The organism is Paraburkholderia sp. SG-MS1 (assembly GCF_012275575.1).
In the GTDB taxonomy this organism is placed as follows: Bacteria; Pseudomonadota; Gammaproteobacteria; order Burkholderiales; family Burkholderiaceae; genus Paraburkholderia.
In genome coordinates this window covers 112,723-135,536 of the sequence record NZ_NPIH01000286.1, presented here as the reverse complement: position 1 = coordinate 135,536, position 22,814 = coordinate 112,723, and the positions used below count along the sequence as shown (strand labels likewise).

Sequence of the window (22,814 nt, the reverse complement as noted above, 5' to 3'; positions counted from 1 at the left end):
CGTTGTGCAGCCTCAGCGCGGTTGCGGTTCCTCGTCGGTCGGCGGGCTCGTGATTACCAGAAAGACCAGCGTGTCCGTGCCGGTGCAGTGAAATTCGTGCTGCACGCCGGGCGGAATATAGGTCACGTCGTTCGCGCGAACCAGACGCCGCTCGCCGTCGACGACCAGAATGCCCTCGCCCGACAGCACGTGATAGATCTGCTCCTGCACCTTGTGCACATGATTCTCGACATAAGCGCCGGGTTCGTAGCACGAAATGCGGTGATCGAAGAAACGGCTGCCCACCGTGTCTGGCGTCACGATCGCTTTCGAGAGTGCCTGATTGAAGTGGCCGGGGTATTGCACCCACAGCAGTTCGGCGAGGTTGCGTGTCACGGCCTGCTTTTCCGTGGCCGCGTTTCGGAAATGCTTATCGTCGGGGATGATTGTCGTCATGATTGTTTCTCGAAGCCGGGCAAGCCGGCCAACAGGTGTCGCTGATCGAACTCGGGTACGAAGCCGAGCCGCGTGGCGGCGTGCTTGAGGTCGTAAAGCGGTGCAAACGGATGGCGGCGATAGTGCTCGGGGTCGCGGATGTCGACTGCGTCACCATGAAGGCGGCGCAAACGCTCGATGGTCGGCTCCGGCGACAGCGTGACGCTCGCCGACAGATAGAAGCGATCGAACTCGCCGGGCTGCATCGGCAGTTCCAGCGCGAGGCGAAACGCGCGGGCGAGGTCGCGCGCGTCGATGTGATGGTGCAGCGGGCCGCCGCCTGCCGTCGAGGGACCACCCGCCACCGGCGCGTGATAGTTGAGCGGATCTTTCGCGCGCGCGACGATCTCGCCCGCCATCTCCGGATACGCGACGAACACCGTGCGCAACGCCAGCACCGACATGCCGCGCAACGCATACGCCCGCGCAATGTCCTCGCCCGCTACCTTGCTCAATGCGTATGGGTCCGTCGCGTTCAACGGATGCGCGAGATCGAGTGGCGCGTAGCGCGGCGGCACCATCTTGCCTTCACGCACGGTGTAACCCGCGACCGAATCGCTCGAACAGAACACGATGCGCTGAATACCTGCGGCCTCGGCCGCGTCGAACACGAGCCACGTGCCTTGCGTGTTCACGTGCATGATGGTCGCGCCGTCGCCGGACCAGATGTTCGGCACCGCTGCGATGTGGAGCACGGCATCGATGCCACGCATAGCCGCCTCGACGGCGGCTGCGTCGGTCACGTCGGCGATTACCCATTCGATGTCTGCGTCGCCCGCGCGACGATCGAAGCCGCGCACGTCGTAGCTATGCGCGAGCAATTCGCGGACCACGAAACGGCCCAGAAGGCCTGCGGCGCCCGTCACCAGAATGCGGCTCATGCGGGCCTCTGCGTGGTTTCGTCAATTTCTGCGAAGCCGAACGCGCTCAATGCACGGTGACTGCGCTCGATCGCGCGCTCCGGTTCGGACGAAATGATTTCAAGCATGCAAGCTCCGTTGAAGTTGATTTCATCGAGCGCGGCGGGCACTTCAGAAAAGGGCACGTCTCCCAGACTGACTTCGTCATGACGCCACGTCTCGCGCGTCGTGTCGGACAGATGGATCAGCCGGACCAGTTCGCGCAATTCCCGCAAGCCCGCGGCAGGCGACTCGCCGATGAAATGCGCATTCGCCACGTCATAGCAGACCGCCAGCGACGCCGAAGCGTATCGACGCACGAAGGCGCCAAGCGTCACGGCATCGGGAAAGGACGCGAACGGCACGTTCTCCAGCGCGAGCGTCACGCCACGCCGCTCGGCATGCGGCACGAGCGCGTCGAGGCTTTCGCGCATCCACGCTTCGCGCTGCTGCTGCGGTGGCGCAAAGAGCGGACTCATGCGGCCGGGCACGACGACCAGGTGTGCGGCGCCGATATCGGCGGCCAGGTCGATCGCGTCGATGAACAGATTGACCGAGTACTGGCGCATGCGCCGCATCGGACTCGCGAGGTTGTGATCCAGGCTCGGCACGTTCAGCGAGCGCGCCACCAGGCCGTCGGCGGCCAGCAACGCGGCGAACTGCCTGCGCTCGCCGGACTTGAATTCATCCAGTGCGAGATGCGGCGGATTGAGCACCAGCTCGAACTCGCGATAGCCGAGCGCAGCGAGCCGCCGCACGCACTCTGCGGCCGGCGTCGACCAGATATAGCCATAGGTGTTCACGCCAAGCGGCCGCGCGCGGTGTGTCGGGTTGATCGTCGTCATGCTCATGCCGTCTTCCGCAACAGTTCTTCCGGATCGGCCGCCGTCACGCCGAGCAGGCGCTCTTGCAGCGCGGTGTCGGCGGCCAGTTCCTGTGCGCTTCCGCCGAACGCTACCTTGCCGTTGACGAGCACGTACGCACGGTCGGCCATCGTCAGCACGGACTCCGCATGGTGCTCGACGATGACGAGGCTCGCGCGCGTGGTCAGTTTCACGACCGCCTCGCGCACCTCGTGCACGACCGCCGGCGCAAGACCCTCGAACGGCTCGTCCAGCAGGATGAGGCGGCTCGGCACCATCAGCGCGCGCGCAATCGCGACCATCTGGCGTTCGCCGCCGGAGAGGTTGCCCGCACGCGAACGCATCAATATGCGCAGCTTGGGAAACAGTTCGCAGATCTCATCGAGCGGTGCGCCGCCCACGCGGGCGCCGATCCTCAGGTTGTCCTGGACCGTGAGATTGGGGAACAGCCGGCGTCCTTCCGGCACCAGCGACACGCCGAGCCGGTTGATCAGATCGGCGCGCATCGCGCTGACATCGTTGCCGTCGAAGAGCACCCGGCCCGCCGTTGCGTGCAGCGTCCCCGTGATCGTGCGCAACAGGGTGGTCTTGCCGACGCCGTTACGGCCGAGCAGCGCGACGACCTCGCCCGCCTGCACGGTCAGATCCACGCCTTCGAGCACCGTCCCGCCGTCGTAGCCCGCGCTCACCTGTTCGAGCTGCAGCAGCGCACGGCCAGATGAAGCGGCTTTCGCAGCAGCCCGCGCCGGTTCTGCAGGAGTATCGATGCGCGCGACCGGGGTGGCGGCATTGGCTGCCGTGCTCGAATCGCCGAGATATGCGCTGATCACCTGCGGATTGCGTGCGACGTCCGCCGGCAAACCATCCGCAATCAGCCGCCCTTGGTGCAGCACAGTGATGCGATCGGACAGCGCGAGCACGCGGTCGATGTCGTGCTCGATCAGCAGCACCGCATGCGAACTCGCGAGCCGCCGGATCAGCGCGGCGACGACCTGGCGATCCGACTCCGCGAGACCGGCGAGCGGTTCGTCCAGCAGCAACAGCTTCGCGCTCGTAGCAAGCGTCATCGCGATTTCGAGCAGACGTTTCTCGCCATGCGACAACTCCGCGCACAAACTGGCGGCGCGATCGGCCAGCCCGACCGCGTCGAGCAGCGACCAGACGCGCTCGTTGGCGTCGCCGGCCGTGTATGCGTCGAGCCAGAAGCCGCGCCACTGCTTGCGAGCAGCCTGCACGGCGACACGCACATTCTCGAATGCGCTCAGGTTCGGAAACACGCTGAGAATCTGGAACGACCGCGCGAGTCCCAGACGGGCACGCTTATGCGCTTGCAAGCGCGTGATGTCGCTCCCTTCGAAAACGATGCGGCCTTCATCGGGCAGGAGGAAGCCCGTGAGGATGTTGAAGAAAGTGGTCTTGCCCGCGCCGTTCGGTCCGATGAAGCTGTGCAGCTGATTACGCTTCACGTCGAGTGAAATGCCGTCTTGCGTGACGATCGAACCGAAACGCTTGGACAGGTTCTGGACCGACAGCACGGCCTGCCCTTCCTCGCCGCCCGCATCGAGCGGACGATATGGCGTGATGCGCGCCGGCCGCGCGGGAATGGCGTCGCGCGTGAGCGTCCAGCGCGGCCGCTTGCCGAAGCGTTGCCAGAACCCCTGAATGCCCTCCGGCGAAAGCAGCGCCATGACGATGATCACCGGCGCAAAAAACAGCCACCAATTTTCCGTGATCGCGCTGAGCCGGTCTTCGAGCACGATGAAAGTAATCGCCCCCCACAGCGGCCCAAGGAACTGATGCACGCCGCCCAGCACCGCCATCAGCACCGGGTCGCCCGCGTGCGCCCAGTTCAGATTGTTCGCATAGACGCCTTGCAGCAGCAGCGCCATCAGGCCACCCGCCACGCCGATCGTGCCACCCGCTATCAGCAGCGCGATCAGCCGCGTGGCGTAAACGTCGTAGCCGAGGCTCGTCACGCGTTGCTCGTTATCGCGCAGCGCCTGCAGCAGGCGGCCAAACGGCGCATGCGCGATGCGCCACAACGCCCACGACAGCGCAATCACGACCACCAGCGCAAAAGCATGGAACGCCAGCGCTGATCCGAACAGCGGCCGCGCCACGTTCTGCAGGCCGTTCTCGCCGCCCGTCACCGCGGTCCACTTGTAGGCAATCTCGAATGCGATCTGCGAGCAGGCGAGCGTCAGCAACGAGAAGTAGAGACCTTTGCGCCGCAAAATCAGCGCACCGATCACGAGCGCGAGCAGCAGCGAGAAGCCCCCGGCAATCAGCACGCCCGTAATCTCGTTGCCGCCCCATGCCCCGGAGGCAATGGCCAGCGCATAGCTCGAACAGCCGAAGAAAAACGACGCGCCGAACGGAACCAGCCCGAGATAGCCGATCAGAAAGTTCGTGCCGGCGGCATAGAGCGTATAGATCGCGATCTGCGTGATGCGGTCGATCGGCATGCCCAGCGCGAGCGCCGCGCCGGAGATGACGATCAGCACGGCTGCCATCGTGACGACCGGATGGCGCCACGCACGGAAATGGCCGCGTGCCTGCAGCGGCGTGTCTGTAGTCGTGCGCGTGTTCATTCGAAGCGCTCCCAGTGTTCTCCAAACAATCCGCGCGGACGCAACAGCATGACGATAAACATCAGCGCATACATCGACGCGGCCGCGGCATCGGGCTGGAACTGGATCGTGAGCGAACTCACGATGCCCACCGCCAGCCCCGCGACCACCGCGCCTGCAAACGAGCCGAGACCGCCGATCGCGACGACCACGAACGCCGGCATGATCGCGTTGGCGGCCATCGACGGCGACACGGTCCACAGCGGCGCGGCCAGCACGCCGGCGATCGCCGCGAGCGCACAGCCGAGCCCGAACACGCCGGTCAGCACGCGCGGCAAGTTGATACCGAGCAGCTCCACCATCTCCGGATCGCGGCTGCCCGCGCGCAGAATGCGACCGTACGGTGTCCATGCGAGGAATGCGCCGAGCGCGAGCAGCGTGCCAAGCGTCGCGACGAGCACGGCGACCCGGTACTTCGTGATCAGCAGCGGCCCCGCCTCGACAATGCCCGCCAGAAACTCCGGCTGGTTGAACGGCTTGCCGTCGGCGCCCCAGAAAAAGCGGATCAGCGCTTCGATCAGCAACGCCAGCGCAAAGGTGACGATGAGACTGGACAGCGGCTCCTTGCCGTAGAGCCGCCGGATGATGAGCACCTCCACCACCATGCCGATCACGCCGACCAAAATAGGCGCGAGCACCACCGCGGGCCAGCCGAACATCTGATAGAGCTGGTACGCGACGTAGGCGCCGAGTGCGAAAAACGCGCCGTGCGCGAAATTGATCACGCCAAGCAGGCCGAAAGTGATGGACAGGCCCACGGCGATCAGCACGTAGATGAAGCCTAGTACCAGTCCGTTGGCCGACTGTGAAACAAGCGTATCGAGCATGATGCCCCCTTGATCGTGCAGTTGCCGTATGGTTGCCGCGGCGTTACAGCGGCGGCATGTTGCAACCGATCTCCTGCTTGTCGCCGAAGGCCTTCTCCGTATCGGCGGCAGTGCTCGACGTCTCCCTCACCACGTCAAAGAAGTCATACTTGTCGGTGATCTTCGACTTGACCTTGACGACCACCGAAGGACGCACAAGCTGGTGATCCCAATCGCGGTAGTAGAACGGGATGGCGCCGTCCGTGTTCTTCCACTTCTCGAGCTGGGTGACGATGGCCTGCGAGTCCGTGGACTTCGCGGCATTGATCGATTCGAGCAGTGAGCGCATCGCGATCCAGCCCGACCACGACTTGTCGGAAGGCGGCCGGCCGTATTTCTTCTCGAAGTCGGCAGTGAATTTTTTCTCGGCTGTGGTGTTCTTCGGGNTGTTGTAATACCACGGCTTCACGTAGATGCCCGCCGATGCCTGCGTGCCCACGTCCCAGAAGTCGGTGTCGGTCACCGCGACGGCCACGTACGGGATCTTGTCCTTCATGCCCATCTCGTTCCATTGCTTCAGGAAGTTCGAGAAATCGCCGCCGACAAGCCCGCCGAGCACGACATCCGGCTTGGCCTGTCTGATCTTCAGAATGTACGAGCTGTAGTCGGCGGTGTTGACGGGCACTTCATCGACACCGACTTCGGTCATACCGTTCTCTTTGAGCCGGCTGCGCGCCGAGCGCAGAATGTCCTGGCCGAACGCATACGAAGGCGTCAGGAAATAGACCTTCTTGCCAATCTGCGACAGGTACGGCATGACGCCGGCGATCTGAACCGGCACCGTCGCCTGGGTGCGGAACGTATAGCGGCTGCAATCCTTGCCGGTGATCTCGCTGGCGGCGGCGCCCGGCAGAATCAGCGGAATCTTCGCGCGGTTGGCGACGCTCATCATCGCGAGCGCCGACGAGCTGTAGTTGCCGCCGACCACCGCGACGACCTTGTTCTCGCCGACCAGCTTCTGCATGTTCTGCTGTGAGACCTGCGGATTCGGCTCGTCGAGCCACACGAGTTCGACCGGCCGGCCGAGCACTTTGCCGCCGGCCTGTTCGAGCGCGAGTTCGCTGCCGCGTTCGAGGAATTGACCGATCGAGGCGCCGGGGCCCTGCTTCGAATAAATGAGTCCGATGCGCACAGGATCGCTGCCCTGCGCGAGTGCCGTGGCGCTGCAAGCCAGACCCATTGCGATTGCGAGAAACGAGCGAACACCTACCCGCCCGCGCGGATTGCGGAAAATCATGACTGTCTCCTGTTTAGGGGCGGCGCCGGCCTTAAAGGTCACGAGGCGCCGTGGAGCATGAGTTGAACGACTGCTCTCTGGTTATGCGTGCGGCTGTGATTCTGTGATCAGGCGATGTACGGCTTGCCGTAGACTGGCTCTTTGTACGGAATCGGCGGTAACTGCCACGTGCCGGTCGAAGGTGGCCTGACTTCGGCGTCCACGTGTACGTCGATCACGCACGGCCGCCGGTTCCTGAGGGCCTGCTCCACCGCATTGCCAAGGTCCTGTGCACGCGTGACGGTCATGCCGTCGGCGCCGCACGCGCGCGCCCATGCGGCGAAGTCGGGGTTGTAGCGCTCGCCGGTTTGCCCCTTGTAGAAGGCCGTGCCGATCTCGCGGCCATCGAACAGACCGTATTGCAGATCGCGAATCGCGCCCCACGCAAAGTTGTTCCAGATGATCCACACTACCGGCAGGTCGTATTCGACGGCGGTGCACAGCACGTACGGCGTCATCGTGAAGCCGCCGTCGCCGACCACCGCGACGCACGGCCGGTCAGGCGCGGCAAGTTGCGCGCCGAGCACGCCGCATACGCCGAAGCCCATCGACGAGTAACCCCAGCTGTTCAACATGCTCTGCGGGCGCTTCGGCTTCCAGAATTGCATGAACCAGTTGTGATGCACGCCCGAGTCGAGCGACAGAATGACATCGTCGGGAAGCGTTTTCTGCAGCGTGCCGACCACGAACTCCGGCCGCAGCGGGCTCGTGGAATCGCTGAAGTGCGGACGCACGAAGGCTTCCCACTGACGCACCCATCCAAGCACTTCTTCGGCCCACGGCGCGTAGCGCTTTGCCTCGATCGCCGGACGGCCGGGCAGCGCGTTGAGCAACTGTCGCGTGAACACTTTCGCATCGGCGACGATGCCGACCGTCACCGCATAGTTGCGCCCCAATTCATTCGGATCGATATCCACATGCACGAGCCGCGTCTTCGGGAAATTCCACGAGTAGCCCGGATGCCAACTCGACGACGAGCGGTCGTCGAAGCGCGTGCCGATCGTGAGGACCAGATCGGCCTGGCGGCCTGCCTCGTTGGCGGCATAGGCGCCGTTGCGGCCGATGAAGCCGAGCGTCAGCGTGTCGTCCGCCGGCACGCAGCCCATGCCGTTCGGCGACGTGATCACTGGAATGCGCAGCGTCTTCTGCAATTCGGCCAGCTCGGGCCCCGCTTCGGCGAGCGTCGCACCGTGGCCAATGAAGAGCACCGGCTTGTGCGCGGCGGCGAGCAGATCCAGCACGGCGGCAAGGTCCGCGTCGCTCGCGCCGGGCCGCACCCGGCGGCCGATCTGCGAGGCGGGCGGCAATTCGACGTCGGCCTCTTCCTGAAACACGTTGTACGGTATGTCGAGATTCACCGGACCGGGACGCCCCGTCACCATCGTGTCCATCGCCTGACGCAGCGCGAGCGGCAGCATGTCGACGCGCGACGGCTGGAACGCGCGCTTGACGACGGGCCGCATAACTTGTGCGAAGTCCGCCTGGTTGTGTTGATAGAGTTCCTGGAACGGCCCGCGATTGTGCTGCGACGTCGGCACGTTGGCGGTGATCGCCATGAACGCCGACGAATCGGCCAGCGCGGTGGCGAGCGACATCACCATGTTCGCCGAACCGGGGCCGGTGGACGTCAGCGTCGCGACCGGACGGTGCTTCACGCGGAAGTACGCATCGGCCATGTGCCCGGCGCACTGCTCGTGACGCGGGGAGATCAGTTGCAGTTTGTCGCGTACGTCGTACAGGGCATCAAGAATCCCGACATTGCCATGACCACAGATGCCGAACACGTACGGCACGTTTTCCTTGACCAGCGTCTCGGCGATCAGTTGACCGCCCTTCATCATCGGCATTGCATCGTCCCCTTCATGTACTCAGCGTGATCAAACGTTCTTCGCTCATCTCCCGCACGGCGTAGTGCGGCCCTTCACGTCCGAAGCCGGAATCCTTGCTGCCGCCGTACGGCATCAGATCGACGCGCGAACTCGACGTCTCGTTGATGTGCACGCCGCCCACGTGCAGGCGGCGCGCGGCTTTCAGCGCCACGTCGAGGCGGTTCGTGAAGAGCCCGGTCGCGAGCCCGTACGGCGTGGCGTTGACGCGGTCGATCGCTTCGTCGAGCGTGTCGAACGGTACGAGCGACATCACCGGGCCGAACACTTCCTGGCAACTGACCTGCGAGGCGGGATCGACATCGGCCAGCAGCGTCGGCGGCACGACCGCGCCTTCGCGCGCGCCGCCCACCAGTCGGCTTGCCCCTCGTGCCACCGCGTCGTCGATCCAGCGCTCGATGCGCTCAGCCGACGCAAGGCTGATGACGGGGCCGACCAGTGTCGCCGGGTCGCGTGGATCGCCGAAGCGCAGCTCACCCACGAGCCCGCTCAGGCGCGCCTTGACCTCCGCGATGCGGTCACGTTGCACGAGCAGCGTCTGGATCGACGTGCACACCTGTCCCGCTTTGCGGTAGCCCGCCGCGACGATTTTCGGCAGCGCCTGATCGAGGTTGGCGTCGTCGCCGACGATCGTAAATGCGATGCTGCCGAGTTCCATCTGCGTACGGCGCAGGCCCGCGCGCTGCTGGATCGAACGTCCGACTTCGGTGCTGCCCGTGAACGCGAAAAACCGCACGGCCGGCTCGTCGATCAGCCACCCCGCCACTTCCGCACCGCCGTGCACCACCGTGATGAGCCCCGGCGGCAAGCCCGCTTCGAGCAAACTCGACGCCATTAGATTCGCGAGCGTGGGCGTATGCGTCGAAGGCTTCAGCACGACAGCGTTACCGGCTGCGAGCGCAGGCGCGACCTTGTGCGCGACTGTGTTGAGCGGCGCGTTGAACGGCGTGATTGCACACACCACGCCCAACGGCACGCGAATCGTGAAGCCGAGGCGGCCTGCCTGCTGCGGCGCGCCGTCGAGCGGCACCATGTCGCCGGCCAGCCGGCGCGCTTCTTCCGCCGAGAGCCTGAACGTCTGCAGACAGCGCTTGATCTCACCCTGCGCATCGGTGAGCGTAAACCCGCCCTCCGTCTGCAATGCGCCGACGAGCTGCTGCGAATCGCGTTCGAGCAGCGCTGCGGCCCGCTCGAGCACGGCGCCCCTTTCATACGGCGTCAACGTCGATGCCGCGAAGGCACGCTGCGCTGCCGCCACCGCGATGCGCACCTGGTCCTGCGACGCGAGATGCAGGTTCGCACATCGCGTCAGCCGGTATTTGTCGAGCACCGCGACGCGGTCGACGCCATCGGCCCACTGGCCGTCTATCAGGAGTCGTACCTCAGGCAGTGCAGTGAATGATTCGGTCATCGAAATTAGGCTCCGTGCGATAGCAAGCAGTGTAGGGGCGCGGTTTCGCGAGCAAAACTATTGTTTTCCGAGACCACCTATACGGTCAGCTTATGGCCGAGCGCGTGCTGCGCCGCGATCACGCCGAACACCAGCGCCGGGCCGAGCGTGATGCCGGGTCCCGGATAAGCGCCGTTCATCACCGAATGCATGTCGTTGCCGCACGCGTAGAGGCCGTCGATCGGCGTGCCGTCGGCGCGCAGCACGCGCGCATGTGCGTCGGTGACGACGCCGGCGGCCATGCCGAGATCGGCTGGGAACACGGCGACCGCGTAGAAAGGGCCGTGTTCGATCGGCGCGACGCATGGATTGGGCTGCCGGTCGGCGTCACCCAGATGACGCTGGTAAATGTTGCCGCCCCGGCCGAATTCGTCGTCACGCCCTTCTCTCGCGCCGGCGTTCAAGCGCTGCACGGTTTGCAGGAACGCCGCACGCGGCACGCCGATGCTGTCGGCCAGGGCATCGAGCGTGTGCGCCTTCCTGAGGTACCCGCTCACGACGTCGCGCCGGGTCGATAGCGCGAACGGGCGCACGCGGCCGAGCCCGTACTTCCAGAGAAAGCGGCTATCGCAGATGAGCCATGCGGGGATCGCAGCGTCGCCATCGCGAAGCTGGGCCCGCACGAACTCGTGATAAGAAACCGCCTCGTTGACGAAACGTTTGCCGTGCCGGTTCACCGCAATCAATCCCGGCTTCGCGCGATCTGTCACGGTGTGAGGGAATACCGCCGAGGAACCGTCTTCCCGTTGCCAGCAGGACACGGGTACCCAGAAAGCCAACGCATCGTCCACGCCTCGCGATGGCGGGCTCAATGCAGCGCCCGCTGCCTGCGCGAGGCGAGCGCCGCCTGCCTGCGCGCCTGAGTTTGCGGTAGCGGAGCGCTGTCCCGCCTGGGCGGGTACGAACGACGCGCGCAGTGTCGTATCGTGCGAGATGCCGCCTGTCGCGAGCACCACGGCCCGCGCGCGTACTTCCTTGTCCTGCCCGTCGACTCGCAGCCGCAGACCCGCGACCTGGCCACCGTCCAGCACGAGGCGATCGACCTGCGCGTTCAGCACGATTTCGACGCCTAGCTCACGCGCCGACTTGAACAATCTGGCGGCGAGCGCATTGCCGAGCACGAGCGTCGTTCCGCGATGGGCGCGCCGCCGCTGCCGCGCGTATCGGCCGATCAGCTTGAGCACGTCCCAAGTGGCGGCCAGCGATTTACCGACGCGACGCAGCTTCGGAATGTCCTCGCGGCTGATCATCATGCCGCCGAACAGCATGAATTCGGGCAAGGGATCGCGCAGCAGTGCGAAGTCCTTGCCGAGTTCGCGGCCGTCGAAAGGGACGGGTTCGAGCACGCGGCCGCCGGGCGTCGCGCCGGGAAGATCGGGATAGTAGTCGGGATAGCGGCGTACCGGGCGCAGCTTTAGCGCGGTGTGCGCTTCGAGGTGGCGGATCGCCGCGTCGCCGTGCTGCAGAAAGGCCTGCATGCGCGCGTCGTTCGTCGCGCCCGGCACCGTTTCCTCGATATAGCGACGCGCTGCTTCGTCGCTATCTTCGAGGCCCGCGTCCTTCATCTTGTGGTTCGCGGGAATCCAGACCATGCCGCCGGAAATCGCGGTAGTCCCGCCAATCCGGCCGGTGTGCTCGAGCAACAGCACGCGATGCCCCTCCGCAGCGCCGATGGAAGCGGCCGCGAGGCCCGCCGCGCCCGCGCCAACCACAATCAGATCGTAGTTTTCGTCTGCCATGGAGACGCAGTGTAAGCGCGTGAACCGCGAGCGCGGGACTACCGATTTCCGATGGCGGTTATCGCTTTCTGCTATGGCTGCGGGTGTTGCGTGGCGAAAGGGGCGGAGAAATGGGTGGTGAGGTGAGGCGAAACGGAGAGGCGTCTGCAGCGAAGCACTGAGCGCGTGCCCCTATGCCGGGGGAGAACGTGCGCCCGATTTCAGGCGAGGCCGATTAGCTTGGCTGGCTAACAAGGAAAAGCCCGCTGCCGATAGTCGATCAGCAAGCAGGCTTCCACCCTTCGATCAGAAATCGATCTTGGCATTCAGGCTGACCGTACGGGGATCGCCCGGCGCAATGTAGTTCTCGTACTGGAACATCCAGTAGCGGCGATTCGTGATGTTATCGATCGCCGCGCGCAGCGTCACGTCGTGGCCACCAATGCGAGTCATATAGTTCGCACCGACGTTCACGAGCATATAGCCGCCCGTCTGCAGATTGCCCGCCGGACGTACTTCCATATTGCCGGTGTACTTCGTATCCGCGCCCACCTGCAGGCCCGGCACGAACGGAACATCGTAGGTCACGCGTGCCGCGGCAACGAAGCGCGGCGCACCGGCAACGCGGTTGCCGTTATACGTCTGCCCCTTCGCGTACCACGTGTCGAGCAGCATGACGTCGCCCGCTACCTGCCAGCTGCGGCCCAGACGCACGCTGCCGCCCGCTTCCATACCCTGGTAGATCGACGTACCGTCCTGCGTCAACACGTGCTGGTCGTTCTCGTACGTGGCGCCGCGCTCGATACGGAACAGTGCGGCGTTCGCGCTCCAGCGTCCGTGCTCGCTCTTGATGCCGACTTCATACTGGCGCGAGCGCAGCGGATTCAGCAGCGCGCCGGCGTTCGCGTAATTGCTGGCGACGCTTGTCCCTTGCTCCAGCGACTCCACATAGCTCGCGTAGACGGTCGTGCTCGGCTCGAGCTTGTACATGAGCGCGAAGGTCGGCGTGACGACACCATTGTGCCCATACGACGACGCCACCGAGCCGTTCACGTTGTACGTCTCCTGGTCATAGTTCGTGACGCGCACGCCCGCGAGCACCGACCAGCGGCTCGTCAACTGGATCGTGTCGCTCGCAAACACCGATTTCTGCGTGATCTCGCTCGCGCGGTACTTGTCGAGACCCGCGCCCGAGTAATAGCGCCACGGATTCGGCTGGAAGAGATTGCCGTTGCCGAGTTCGAAGGAATACGAGACGGCGCTGTAGTCGTTGGTCTGATGCTGCCACGACGCGCCGAGCACCAGTTGATGCATGAACGGGCCGGTCTTCACCTTGCCTTCGAACATCCCCTGCCAGTAAATGTCCTGGTGGCCTTCGTCGCCGTTCCAGCGGTTGTCGGTGTAGTCGCCCGCCTGGTTGAGCAGCGTGAGCGTGCTCTCGTTGCGGTCGCGCGTCGACTTGCTGTAGCTCAGTGACGTATTGAACGACCAGTCCGGCGTGATCTGGTAGCGCACGCCTCCCGTGTAGAGCTGAAGGTTCGTATTCAGATGCTGATCGGTGCCGCCCAGCAGATTGCTGCCGCCGCTGATCGTCGCGGGCAGATTCGCCGCCGTATAGCTACCCGTGTAGATCGCCGGCGTGCCGCCGCTCGAGCGGCTTTGCTGATAGATCGCATTGAAGTAGACAGCGAGGTCGCGCGTGAGCTGGCCGTCCAGCGCCAACGCCACCGAATTGCGGTTGATGTCGCCGGCGTTATAGGTCTTGCCCGCCTCGTGCGTGTAGTTGATGCGTGCGCCGAACATCCCGTCCGGACCGAAACGGCGACTCAGGTCCACATGCTGGCTCAGCACGCCGTCCATCCGGTAGCCGAGAGAGGCGCTCGTCACCGGTTCGGCCCCTGGCTTCTTCGTCACGTAATTGACGACGCCGCCTGGCTGCGCGAAACCATACATGAAGCCACCGAGGCCCTTGAGCAACTCGACCCGTTCCAGATTTTCATAGGGCATAGTGATGCCGTATGAAATGAAGGGATTGCCGTCGATACGAAAACCGTTTTGCCAGTCGATCGGCAGACCGCGAATCGTGATGTACGTCGCCCACGCGTTATACGCATTGGTGCTGTCGGTCACCGAAGCATCGCCCGCGAACACGTCGCCGAGCTTGTTGGCCTGGCGATCGGCGAGTTCCTCACCGGTCACGACAGTGGTCGAGAATGGCGTCTCCAACTGTGAGCGCGAGCCGAGCGCGCCAGCCGAAACAGGCGTATTCAGATGCAGCGGCGAGTCTGTCTGGGCGGCCGCCGTCACTTTGACGGCGGGTAATGCCTGTTCGCCGCGGCCAGTCGCTGGCGCACCCGCTGTCACGCCGGAGGCGGCAGTCGGCGCAGCGGCTTCGGCGCTGGCGTTGCTCTGAGCGTAGGCATGCTGGGATGCGGCGGCAAAAGTCAGCCACGCCGCAATCTGCAAAGGACGGTAAGGCATGAGCCCGGTACGGCGTTTGGTTTGTTGATTTTTCATGTCTGGCAGGACCGAGGCGTCTGCGCCCCTAGTTGTGAATGGGAATCATTCTCAAGGGCGCGATACTAACAAAACGTGCGCCCATTTAAAAGCCTTACGCTGCAATTCGATTGCCTTACATACGCTTAAAAGCGCCGCATCGCCCGCCGGCCGGCTTTCCCAGCTCTATCTGTCCCAGCATGACCGCCTCACACGAACCCCTACATACAGAAGGGTTATAAAGTCTGACGAAATCGGGCGAAATGAATTTTTAGTGGTCCCGACTTGCGCCCGTTGCAGACACCGCCACCAACCCTGCGCCTCCTCGATCCACAGCGACTTTGCGGCCGATAAGGTTCATTGACCCGTTCATGCGCAGCGAGTCAATTCGATTGCTTCGGATTCCTTTTTATTCGTTATTCGGCCTTGCAAGATGTCGAGGAAATTTCTATGATCATCAAACGCGAATCAATCTCATTTACACCCGAGCCGCATGCCGTTCCGCGGCGTTTCGCTGTGACAGTTGCGTGACGCTCGCGACTTCCATCCATCGGTGATGACATCCCAACATGGTTCTACCCGGTCAAAGAGGAAACTCAAACATGAGTACAACTAATATCTTCCATGAGCACGCGCCCCGTACTGCGGATGCGGGCTCCGATGCCGGGACGAACCCGGCGGTTCTCGATTTCATCGCGATCGGTCTGGGCCCGTTCAACCTGAGCCTCGCGTGTCTCGCCGATCCGATCCGCGACCTGCATGGTCTCTTCCTCGAACGCAACGAAGACTTCGACTGGCATCCCGGCATGCTGATCGACGACACCACGCTGCAAAACCCCTTTCTGGCCGACCTCGTCAGCCTCGCCGATCCGAAGAGCAAGTTCAGCTTCCTGAACTACTGCAAGCAGGAGGGCAAACTCTATGCGTATTACATCCGCGAGCGCTTCTACCTGAGCCGCGAGGAATACAACCGGTATTGCAAATGGGCGATCAAGCAGCTTTCCAGCATCGCTTTCGGCTCGAGTGTCGAGAACGTCGAATACGATCGCGAGCGTGCCCATTACGTCGTGAGCGGGCGTCATGTGCGAACCGGCCAGACCTTCGTGCATCGCGCGAAGCGGCTCGTGGTCGGCGTGGGTTCGGTGCCGCAACTACCGGCCTGTTGCGACGCGATGCGCGAGCGCTGCATTCACAGCGCGCACTACGTGGCGCGCAAACAGGAATTGCAGCAGAAGCGGTCCATCGCGGTGATCGGCAGCGGCCAGAGCGCCGCCGAAATATTTTACGATCTGCTCAAGGAAAACGATAAGTACAACTATTCGCTCACATGGATCACGCGTTCGCCGCGCTTCTTCCAGATGGAGAACACCAAGCTCACGCTGGAGATGATCTCGCCCGACTACATCGACTATTTCTATAACCTGCCGGGCAATGTGCGCGAAAGCATCATCGCGAAGCAGGACAGTCTCTACAAAGGCGTGAATGCTTCGTTGATCAACCAGATCTACGATCTGCTCGATGACCGCCGCAGCCGCGGTCATCGCAACGCGCGGCTCATCACGAACTCGGAGCTGACAGGCTGTCATCACGATCACGTCGACGATCGCTACCATCTGCGCTTCGTCCAGCGCGACGAGGGCGTGCAGTACACGCACATCACAGACGGCGTGATCTTCGCGACCGGTTACCGGCAGAACGTGCCGGGCTTTATCGACGGCATTCGCGAGCGCATCCGCTGGGACGACAACGGCCATTACCGCCTGTCACGAAACTATGCGATCGACGTGAACGAACGCGACATCTTCGTGCAGAACGCCGGGCTTCTGAGCCACGGGCTGACCAATCCCGACCTCGGCATGAGTTGCTACCGCAATTCGTGCATCTTGCGCGAACTGACCGGCGTCGAGCACTACAAGATCGAGCGGCGCATCGCGTTGCAAGACTTCTCGGTGCCCGACACGGAGGCGTTCGTCAAAGCGCCGCTGGAGGCGCGATGAAGTTGCGCAACATGATCATCCTCATGACGACCTTCGCGGTCGTCAGCGATGCGATCCTGATTCCGTTCTATCCGCAGTTCTTCGCCGCGCGCTACGGCGTGACGAGCCCTGTGCACGCGGGCGCCTACGTGGCGTTCATTTCGATCGTGGTGATGTTGACACTGCCCATCTGGGCACGCGTCGCCACACGGCTCGACGCCATGCATCTGCTCGTCTATACGCAATGCGCAGCTGGCGTTCTGTCGCTCGCGAGCTACTGGGCGTCGACGCTGCCGCTCTTCTGGGTGTTGTCGCTCGCGATGTTCATGTGCAAGAGCAGCTATCTGCTGATGTACCCGTACATGATGCGGCTCGAGCCGAAGGCGTCCCACGCGCACACGATCGGCCTGCTCTCGGTGGTCGTGCACTTCGGCGCGATCGCGGGCGCTGTTGCGGGCGGCTTCGTGATGCAGGTCTGGAGCGCGCACACCTGCATCTTCGCGATGGCCGCCGGCGACTTCGCTCAGATGGCGATCTGCATGTGGCTGATCCGCTCGCACGCCATCGCACGGCGCTGCCGCTTCGCAGAGGAAGCGCCAGCGCACACTGCGGCCGTGCGTCCGAAGCTGCGCACACGGCTGCCGATTTTGCGGCTCGCGTTGTTGATGCTTGCGTTCGACTTCTGCGTGTACCTGATCCGGCCATTCATGTCTTCCTACTGGCAGAACACGAGTGGTTCGCCGAGCGAGCTGCTCTCCGGTCTCGTTTTCGCGATTCCTGGCATGGTCGCACTCGTCGCGTTGTATATCAACAAGCACACCGCAGGGCAAGGCCGGCGTCTGCCGGATCAGATGATCCCGAACCTGCTGCTCTGCACCGTGGGCATACTGCTGCAAGGCGTCGAAGCGCCGCTGTGGATCATCGTCGGACGCGTGCTGTTCGGCTGGGCGTTCTTCCAGATCGTCGTCAAGCTCGACGTGACGATGTTCGCGCTCAGTACGCCCGCCTCGTATGCCACCGACTTCAGCGTGATCAACTTCTTCCAGAACCTCGGCGTGCTGCTCGCTTCGTTCGCCGCCGGCACGATCGTCGATGAAATCAGCTTGCGCGCGCCGTTCTTCATCGCCTCGGCGGGCCTCCTGCTATGCGCGCTCCTGAGCATCTGGCTGCTCGAGCGCCGGCCCGCTCGCGACACGGACCATGCCGCGCTCGCCGATGCCGCGCTTTCCAACGACCTTGCCAACACAGGAGCCACCGGCCATGCGAACTGACATCACCTCCGATGAAATCGCACTGCGCGCGCCCGCGCCGTTATCTGCCGCGCGACTCGCCGATAACCCCGCTAGCTCGCAACACGCAACGCGCTGCGCAACCGTGAACGGCTTTTACATCCGCCCGCTCGATGTCAAACGGGACGCGCCCACGCTGCACCGCTGGTTCATCGAAGAGCGCGCCGCCTTCTGGAACATGCAGGACAAGAGCGTCGACGAGGTCGCTGCGTTCTATCGGGCCATCGAAGACTCCGGCCACGCACGTGCATGGATCGGCAGCCAGCGTGGTGCAAGCGCCTTTCTCTTCGAGAGCTACGACCCGGCGCACGACGAAGCGGGCGAGCACTACGACGTGCGCGACGGCGATCTCGGCATGCATCTGTTCGTCGGGCCCGCCGCGACGCCCGTGCCCGGTCATACACGCCGCGTGTTTCAGACGCTGATGACGTTTCTGTTCGAACAACTCGACGCCGAGCGCATCGTCGTCGAACCGGATGCGCGCAACACACGTATCCACGCACTTAACCGCGCGATGGGCTTCGTCTATGCGAAGAACGTCGCGTTCCGTGAGAAAACCGCCTCGCTCGCGTTCTGCACGCGAGCCGACTTCTACGCCACCCTTCAAAAGACCACTGCAAAGGATCTCAAGCCATGACTCGACCGACGACGCAACCTTCGATGCAACACGTGACGCTCGCCCCGCAACAGGCCGCCGCGCATCTCACACCCGACGTATGGCGCAACGCCAACCGCATGCTGGTTCGCAAGGCGCTCGCCGAGTACGCGCACGAGCTGATCGTCGAGCCGACGCGTATCGGCGACGCGCCCGGCGAACACCATGCGCGCTACGAAGTGAAGTCCGACGACGGCACGAGCATCTACCGCTTCGAAGCACGGCAACTCGCGCTGCGTCACTGGAGCATTCGTCCAGAGTCGATCGTGTGCACACGGGACGGTGTTCAGCAACCGCTGGACGCGCTCGCCTTCATCCTCGACGTAAAGGGTCGCCTCGGCATCAAGGAAGAGATGCTGCCGATCTATCTCGACGAAATCAGCAGCACGTTGTACGGCGCCGCGTACAAGGCCGTCAAGGTCGGCCCGGACACGCCCGATCTGTTGGGCGCCGACTTTCAGGCGATCGAAACCGCGATGAGTGAAGGTCACCCGGGCTTCGTCGCCAACAATGGCCGCCTCGGCTTCGACGCGGGTGACTATCGCGCATTCGCGCCGGAAGCCGGTTCGCCAATTCAGGTCGTATGGCTCGCGGTCCATAAGGACAACGCCGCGTTTCATTGCAGCGACGACCTCGACTACGCGCGTCTCATGGACGAAGAACTCGGCGCGCCGACCATCGCGCGATTCAGGGAGATCGTGGAAGCGAGCGGTTGCAACTTCGACGAATACCATCTGATGCCGGCCCATCCGTGGCAATGGTTCAACAAGCTGTCGATCGCGTTTGCGTCGTATGTCGCGACGAATCGCATCATCTGCCTCGGCTTTGGCGACGACCGCTATCTCGCCCAGCAATCGATCCGGACGTTCTTCAATCTCTCGGACCGTTCGAAGCGCTACGTAAAGACTTCGCTGTCGATTCTCAACATGGGGTTCATGCGTGGTCTTTCGCCGTATTACATGTCGGGCACGCCGGCGATCAACGACTACATTAAGGGCCTAGTCGCTAGCGATCCTTATTTGCAGCAGCGGGGCTTTACCATACTGCGCGAAGTCGCGTCGCTCGGCTTTCGCAATCGCTATTACGAAGCGGCCGTGCAGGTCGACAGTCCGTACAAGAAGATGTTTTCGGCACTCTGGCGCGAGAACCCGCTGACACTCGCGGGCGAAGGCCAACGCCTGATGACGATGGCGGCGCTGCTGCACACCGACCGCCACGGCCGCGCGCTGCTGCCCGCGCTCATCGAAGCGTCCGGGCTCGATGTTCAGGCGTGGCTCGAGCGCTACCTGAACGCGTATCTAGCACCGCTCGTGCATTGCTTCTACACGCACGATCTGGTGTTCATGCCGCACGGCGAGAACCTGATCCTCGTGATGGAGAACCACGTGCCGGTACGCGCGATCATGAAGGACATCGCGGAAGAATCCGCGATCCTCAACAAGGACGCCAAGCTCCCCGATAATGTGAAGCGGCTCGCAGTGGACGTGCCCGAACGGGTAAAGCTGCTGGCAATCTTCATCGACGTGTTCGACGGCTTCTTCCGCTACGTCAACCAGATTCTCGTCGAGCACGGCTGCTGCAGCGAGGACGTGTTCTGGAACGCGGTGGCAGGCTGCGTCGCGCGCTATCAGGCAGAGCATCCGCAGATCGCGCAGAAGTTTGCCGACTACGACCTGTTCGCGCCGGAGTTCCTGCATTCGTGCCTCAACCGTCTTCAGCTCGGCAACAATCTGCAGATGGTGAATCTATCGGACCCCGCTGGCAATCTGAAGATGGCGGGCAATCTCCAGAACCCGCTCGCGGGACGGCGCCCCGCACCGCAGGAAGCCAAAACGGGCGCGCTCGCCGAAGCAGTCGAAGCGTAATCATGACGGCGAACCGCACACTGGAAGATCTTCTGCGGCTCGCCGCACGCGTAGTGCCAGGCTTGCGCGGGGTGGTCACGGACTGCGCAAGCTCTGCGCCGCCCTGCAACGACGAGTCCGCGCGTCGCGCAACGCACTTTCGCCCTGCCCGTTGCGACGGCAATCGTGTCGCGCTGGAAGCGCTGCTCAGTGTCTGGACCACGGAATATCCCGAGGCCGGACGTGCGTACTGGTCGTTGCGCTGCTGGGGCATTCTGATCTGGCAGCCGATTTACCTGAGCGTGATCGGCGTCCACACAGCGCAGCGCGCACTGTCGCTCGAACGCTTCGAGCAGCCTATCGAGAACGGCTGGACCCGCGAAGTGCGGTTGCCCGATCACGTGCCGGCGCAGGGCGATCCCGACGCACTGATCGATCGCGCCGCGAGGGAGATTGCCGCCTGCTGCGCGCAGATTTTCGACGAACTGTCGAGCGTCGTCCGGCTCAATGCTCATGCTGCGCGATGCATGCAGGCCGATTGCGTGCTGGCGGCGTTGCTCGCCGTGCGGCCCACGCACGCCGGATGGACGCACACGCATATCGAAGCGCTCGGCGAACGTTGGCTCGGCGCGCTCGCACTCGCAGGCCGCGGCGGCTTTTTCATTTACGCACGCAGCGACGGCGCGAGCGCGCTCGCGCTCGATCGCCAGACCTGCTGCTACCACTATCGCCGACGCGATGGCGAACTTTGCAGCACATGCCCGCGACTGGAACAACACGAGCGCATCGTGCGCCTGAATGCGGAACGGGATGCCATGCCGGCTGCGTGAACGCGAACACACGCGCACGTGGCATTTAACCGAAATGGAAACGACCGATGAACGACATCAGCAATATGACGCATCTTGCTCCTCCGTCCGATGCGCAAGACGCGCAGCTGCAACTGCCGGCAAGCGCCTATTTCGACGATGCGCTGTTCGAGCGCGAAATGGCGCGCATCTTCTCGAACGCCGCGCTGTATGTGGGCCACGAACAGTCGGTGCCCGCGCCGGGCGACTGGCGCCGTCTGCCGCAGGAGGAAGGAGGCCGCGTCCTCGTGCGCCACGCTAGCGGCGTGCAGTTGCTTTCCAACGTCTGCCGTCATCGCCAGGCGCTGATGCTGGGCGGCGAAACGGGTGACGTGGGCGGCGCCACCCAATCGAGCGGCAATCTCGCCGCGACCGGCGGCAACATCGTTTGCCCGCTGCATCGCTGGACCTATGACGGCAAAGGCGAACTGATCGGGGCGCCCGAGTTCGAACGCAAGCCTTGCCGTCATCTCGAACGCTTCGCGCTGAAGAATTGCCACGGACTCCTCTACGAAGGACCGCGTGAACCTGCGAGAGACATGGCCAAAGCGTTTGCACGCCCCGAATTCGATTTTTCCGGCTATGTGCTCGACCATACCGAAACGCACACCTGTCATTACAACTGGAAGACCTTTATCGAAGTATACCTGGAGGACTATCACGTCGCTCCGTTTCATCCGGGACTGGGCAAATTCGTGACCTGCGACGACCTCGACTGGGAGTTTGCCGACACGTACAGCATGCAGCGGGTCGGCGTACATAACGCACTCGCGCAGCCGGGGTCAGATATTTATCGAGCGTGGCACGACCGGCTGCTCGACTATCGCGGCGGCGACGCACCCTCGTTCGGCGCAATCTGGCTCGCGTATTTTCCGACTCAGATGATCGAGCTTTATCCGCATGTGCTCGTCGTGTCCACGCTCTATCCGAAAGGACCGCAGGAAACGCTGAACGTCGTCGAGTTCTTCTATCCGGAGGAAATCGCGGCGTTCGAACGCGAATTCATCGAGGCGCAACGCGCCGCGTATCTGGAAACCATGATCGAAGACGATGAAATCGCCGAACGCATGGATGCCGGGCGCCTGCGTCTGCACCGGCGCGGCGTGAGTGACGCGGGACCGTATCAATCGCCGCTCGAAGATGGCATGCGCCACTTTCATGCGTGGTATCGGCGTGCGCTCGCCACGCCTGCCGCGAGTTCGCCGAGCGCGGAGCATAAAGTGTTTGAACTGCGCGTCGTCGAGGATTCAGTGTGCTGAGCGCCCAGAGCGCAGTGCATGGGCAAGGAAGCCGCCCAGCGCAGCGATCCTGTGTCGTCCATCGCACATGCCCGCATGATCCGACTAGAACGTGGTACGCATGCCGATCATCACACTGCGGCCACCCTCTGGCGCCAGTTCGTTGCGCCGACATGGAACTTGTACGCGAGAATCTGGCCCAGCTTCGTATAGCTCGAAGTCGGCAGATCGTTGTCGGGCACGCGATTCTGCGCCCACGCATGCTCGATCTCCGCACGCGCGCCGAACGGTCCGTAGTCGTAGTCGTAGTCGACGGCGAGCGTCGCACGCAGCGGCGCAATCGGAGGCAATGCCTCGCCGTTGAACGCGTAAGCGCAAGCGCGCATACGCCCGCGCGTCTCTCAAG

16 protein-coding genes and 1 pseudogene are annotated in these 22,814 nt (G+C 63.5%); 6 read left to right on the top strand and 11 right to left on the bottom strand.

Annotation, left to right across the window (positions count from 1 at the left end):
• Positions 1-12 precede the first annotated feature (12 nt).
• The 10 genes from CIC12_RS31500 to CIC12_RS31455 form a co-directional block, all read right to left on the bottom strand.
• A complete protein-coding gene (locus CIC12_RS31500) occupies positions 13-435 on the bottom strand; it encodes a cupin domain-containing protein (RefSeq protein WP_168670261.1) in 423 nt (140 codons plus the stop codon).
• Positions 432-1,355 carry an NAD-dependent epimerase/dehydratase family protein gene (locus tag CIC12_RS31495; RefSeq protein WP_168670259.1) on the bottom strand — a complete coding sequence of 308 codons (924 nt, stop codon included), beginning with the start codon at positions 1,353-1,355 and terminating at the stop codon, positions 432-434. Before CIC12_RS31495 ends, CIC12_RS31500 begins: the two co-directional genes overlap by 4 nt.
• Positions 1,352-2,224, bottom strand: coding sequence for a sugar phosphate isomerase/epimerase family protein (locus CIC12_RS31490; RefSeq protein WP_238812983.1), 873 nt, complete (start codon positions 2,222-2,224; stop codon positions 1,352-1,354). Before CIC12_RS31490 ends, CIC12_RS31495 begins: the two co-directional genes overlap by 4 nt.
• Entirely contained in the window at positions 2,221-4,827 is a 2,607-nt protein-coding gene (locus CIC12_RS31485) for a branched-chain amino acid ABC transporter ATP-binding protein/permease (protein WP_168670257.1), read from the bottom strand. The genes CIC12_RS31490 and CIC12_RS31485 overlap by 4 nt, the downstream gene beginning before the upstream one ends.
• Positions 4,824-5,693: a branched-chain amino acid ABC transporter permease gene (locus tag CIC12_RS31480; protein WP_168670248.1), complete on the bottom strand. Its 870-nt coding sequence runs from the start codon at positions 5,691-5,693 to the stop codon at positions 4,824-4,826. Before CIC12_RS31480 ends, CIC12_RS31485 begins: the two co-directional genes overlap by 4 nt.
• 43 nt (positions 5,694-5,736) lie before the next feature.
• Positions 5,737-6,912 carry an ABC transporter substrate-binding protein gene (locus CIC12_RS31475; protein ID WP_446728058.1) on the bottom strand — a complete coding sequence of 392 codons (1,176 nt, stop codon included), beginning with the start codon at positions 6,910-6,912 and terminating at the stop codon, positions 5,737-5,739.
• Positions 6,913-7,076: 164 nt separating this feature from the next.
• Positions 7,077-8,855, bottom strand: coding sequence for a thiamine pyrophosphate-binding protein (locus CIC12_RS31470; protein ID WP_168670244.1), 1,779 nt, complete (start codon positions 8,853-8,855; stop codon positions 7,077-7,079).
• Between the two features lie 13 nt (positions 8,856-8,868).
• Complete coding sequence (locus CIC12_RS31465; RefSeq protein WP_168670242.1) at positions 8,869-10,305, bottom strand: aldehyde dehydrogenase family protein; 1,437 nt, start codon at positions 10,303-10,305, stop codon at positions 8,869-8,871.
• A gap of 77 nt (positions 10,306-10,382) precedes the next feature.
• Positions 10,383-12,083 carry an FAD-dependent oxidoreductase gene (locus tag CIC12_RS31460; protein ID WP_168670240.1) on the bottom strand — a complete coding sequence of 567 codons (1,701 nt, stop codon included), beginning with the start codon at positions 12,081-12,083 and terminating at the stop codon, positions 10,383-10,385.
• Positions 12,084-12,368: 285 nt separating this feature from the next.
• On the bottom strand, positions 12,369-14,579 hold the full coding sequence (locus CIC12_RS31455; RefSeq protein WP_238812982.1) for a TonB-dependent siderophore receptor: 2,211 nt from the start codon (positions 14,577-14,579) through the stop codon (positions 12,369-12,371).
• A gap of 581 nt (positions 14,580-15,160) precedes the next feature.
• Here CIC12_RS31455 and CIC12_RS31450 point away from each other — a divergent pair.
• The 6 genes from CIC12_RS31450 to CIC12_RS31425 are packed head-to-tail and all read left to right on the top strand — an operon-like array spanning position 15,161 to position 22,429.
• Positions 15,161-16,555 carry a lysine N(6)-hydroxylase/L-ornithine N(5)-oxygenase family protein gene (locus CIC12_RS31450; RefSeq protein WP_168670238.1) on the top strand — a complete coding sequence of 465 codons (1,395 nt, stop codon included), beginning with the start codon at positions 15,161-15,163 and terminating at the stop codon, positions 16,553-16,555.
• Positions 16,552-17,805 carry an MFS transporter gene (locus tag CIC12_RS31445; protein WP_168670236.1) on the top strand — a complete coding sequence of 418 codons (1,254 nt, stop codon included), beginning with the start codon at positions 16,552-16,554 and terminating at the stop codon, positions 17,803-17,805. Before CIC12_RS31450 ends, CIC12_RS31445 begins: the two co-directional genes overlap by 4 nt.
• Positions 17,795-18,460 (top strand): GNAT family N-acetyltransferase, encoded by a 666-nt coding sequence (locus CIC12_RS31440; protein WP_168670234.1) that lies wholly within the window; start codon positions 17,795-17,797, stop codon positions 18,458-18,460. Before CIC12_RS31445 ends, CIC12_RS31440 begins: the two co-directional genes overlap by 11 nt.
• Positions 18,457-20,343: an IucA/IucC family protein gene (locus tag CIC12_RS31435; protein ID WP_446728057.1), complete on the top strand. Its 1,887-nt coding sequence runs from the start codon at positions 18,457-18,459 to the stop codon at positions 20,341-20,343. The genes CIC12_RS31440 and CIC12_RS31435 overlap by 4 nt, the downstream gene beginning before the upstream one ends.
• Positions 20,344-20,345: 2 nt before the next feature.
• Positions 20,346-21,152: a siderophore ferric iron reductase gene (locus CIC12_RS31430; protein ID WP_168670232.1), complete on the top strand. Its 807-nt coding sequence runs from the start codon at positions 20,346-20,348 to the stop codon at positions 21,150-21,152.
• A gap of 47 nt (positions 21,153-21,199) precedes the next feature.
• Positions 21,200-22,429 (top strand): aromatic ring-hydroxylating oxygenase subunit alpha, encoded by a 1,230-nt coding sequence (locus CIC12_RS31425; RefSeq protein WP_168670230.1) that lies wholly within the window; start codon positions 21,200-21,202, stop codon positions 22,427-22,429.
• 84 nt (positions 22,430-22,513) lie between these two features.
• On the opposite strand, the pseudogene CIC12_RS31420 reads toward CIC12_RS31425, so the two are convergent.
• Positions 22,514-22,770, bottom strand: a pseudogene (locus tag CIC12_RS31420) (TonB-dependent receptor); the annotation flags it as partial.
• Positions 22,771-22,814 lie beyond the last annotated feature (44 nt).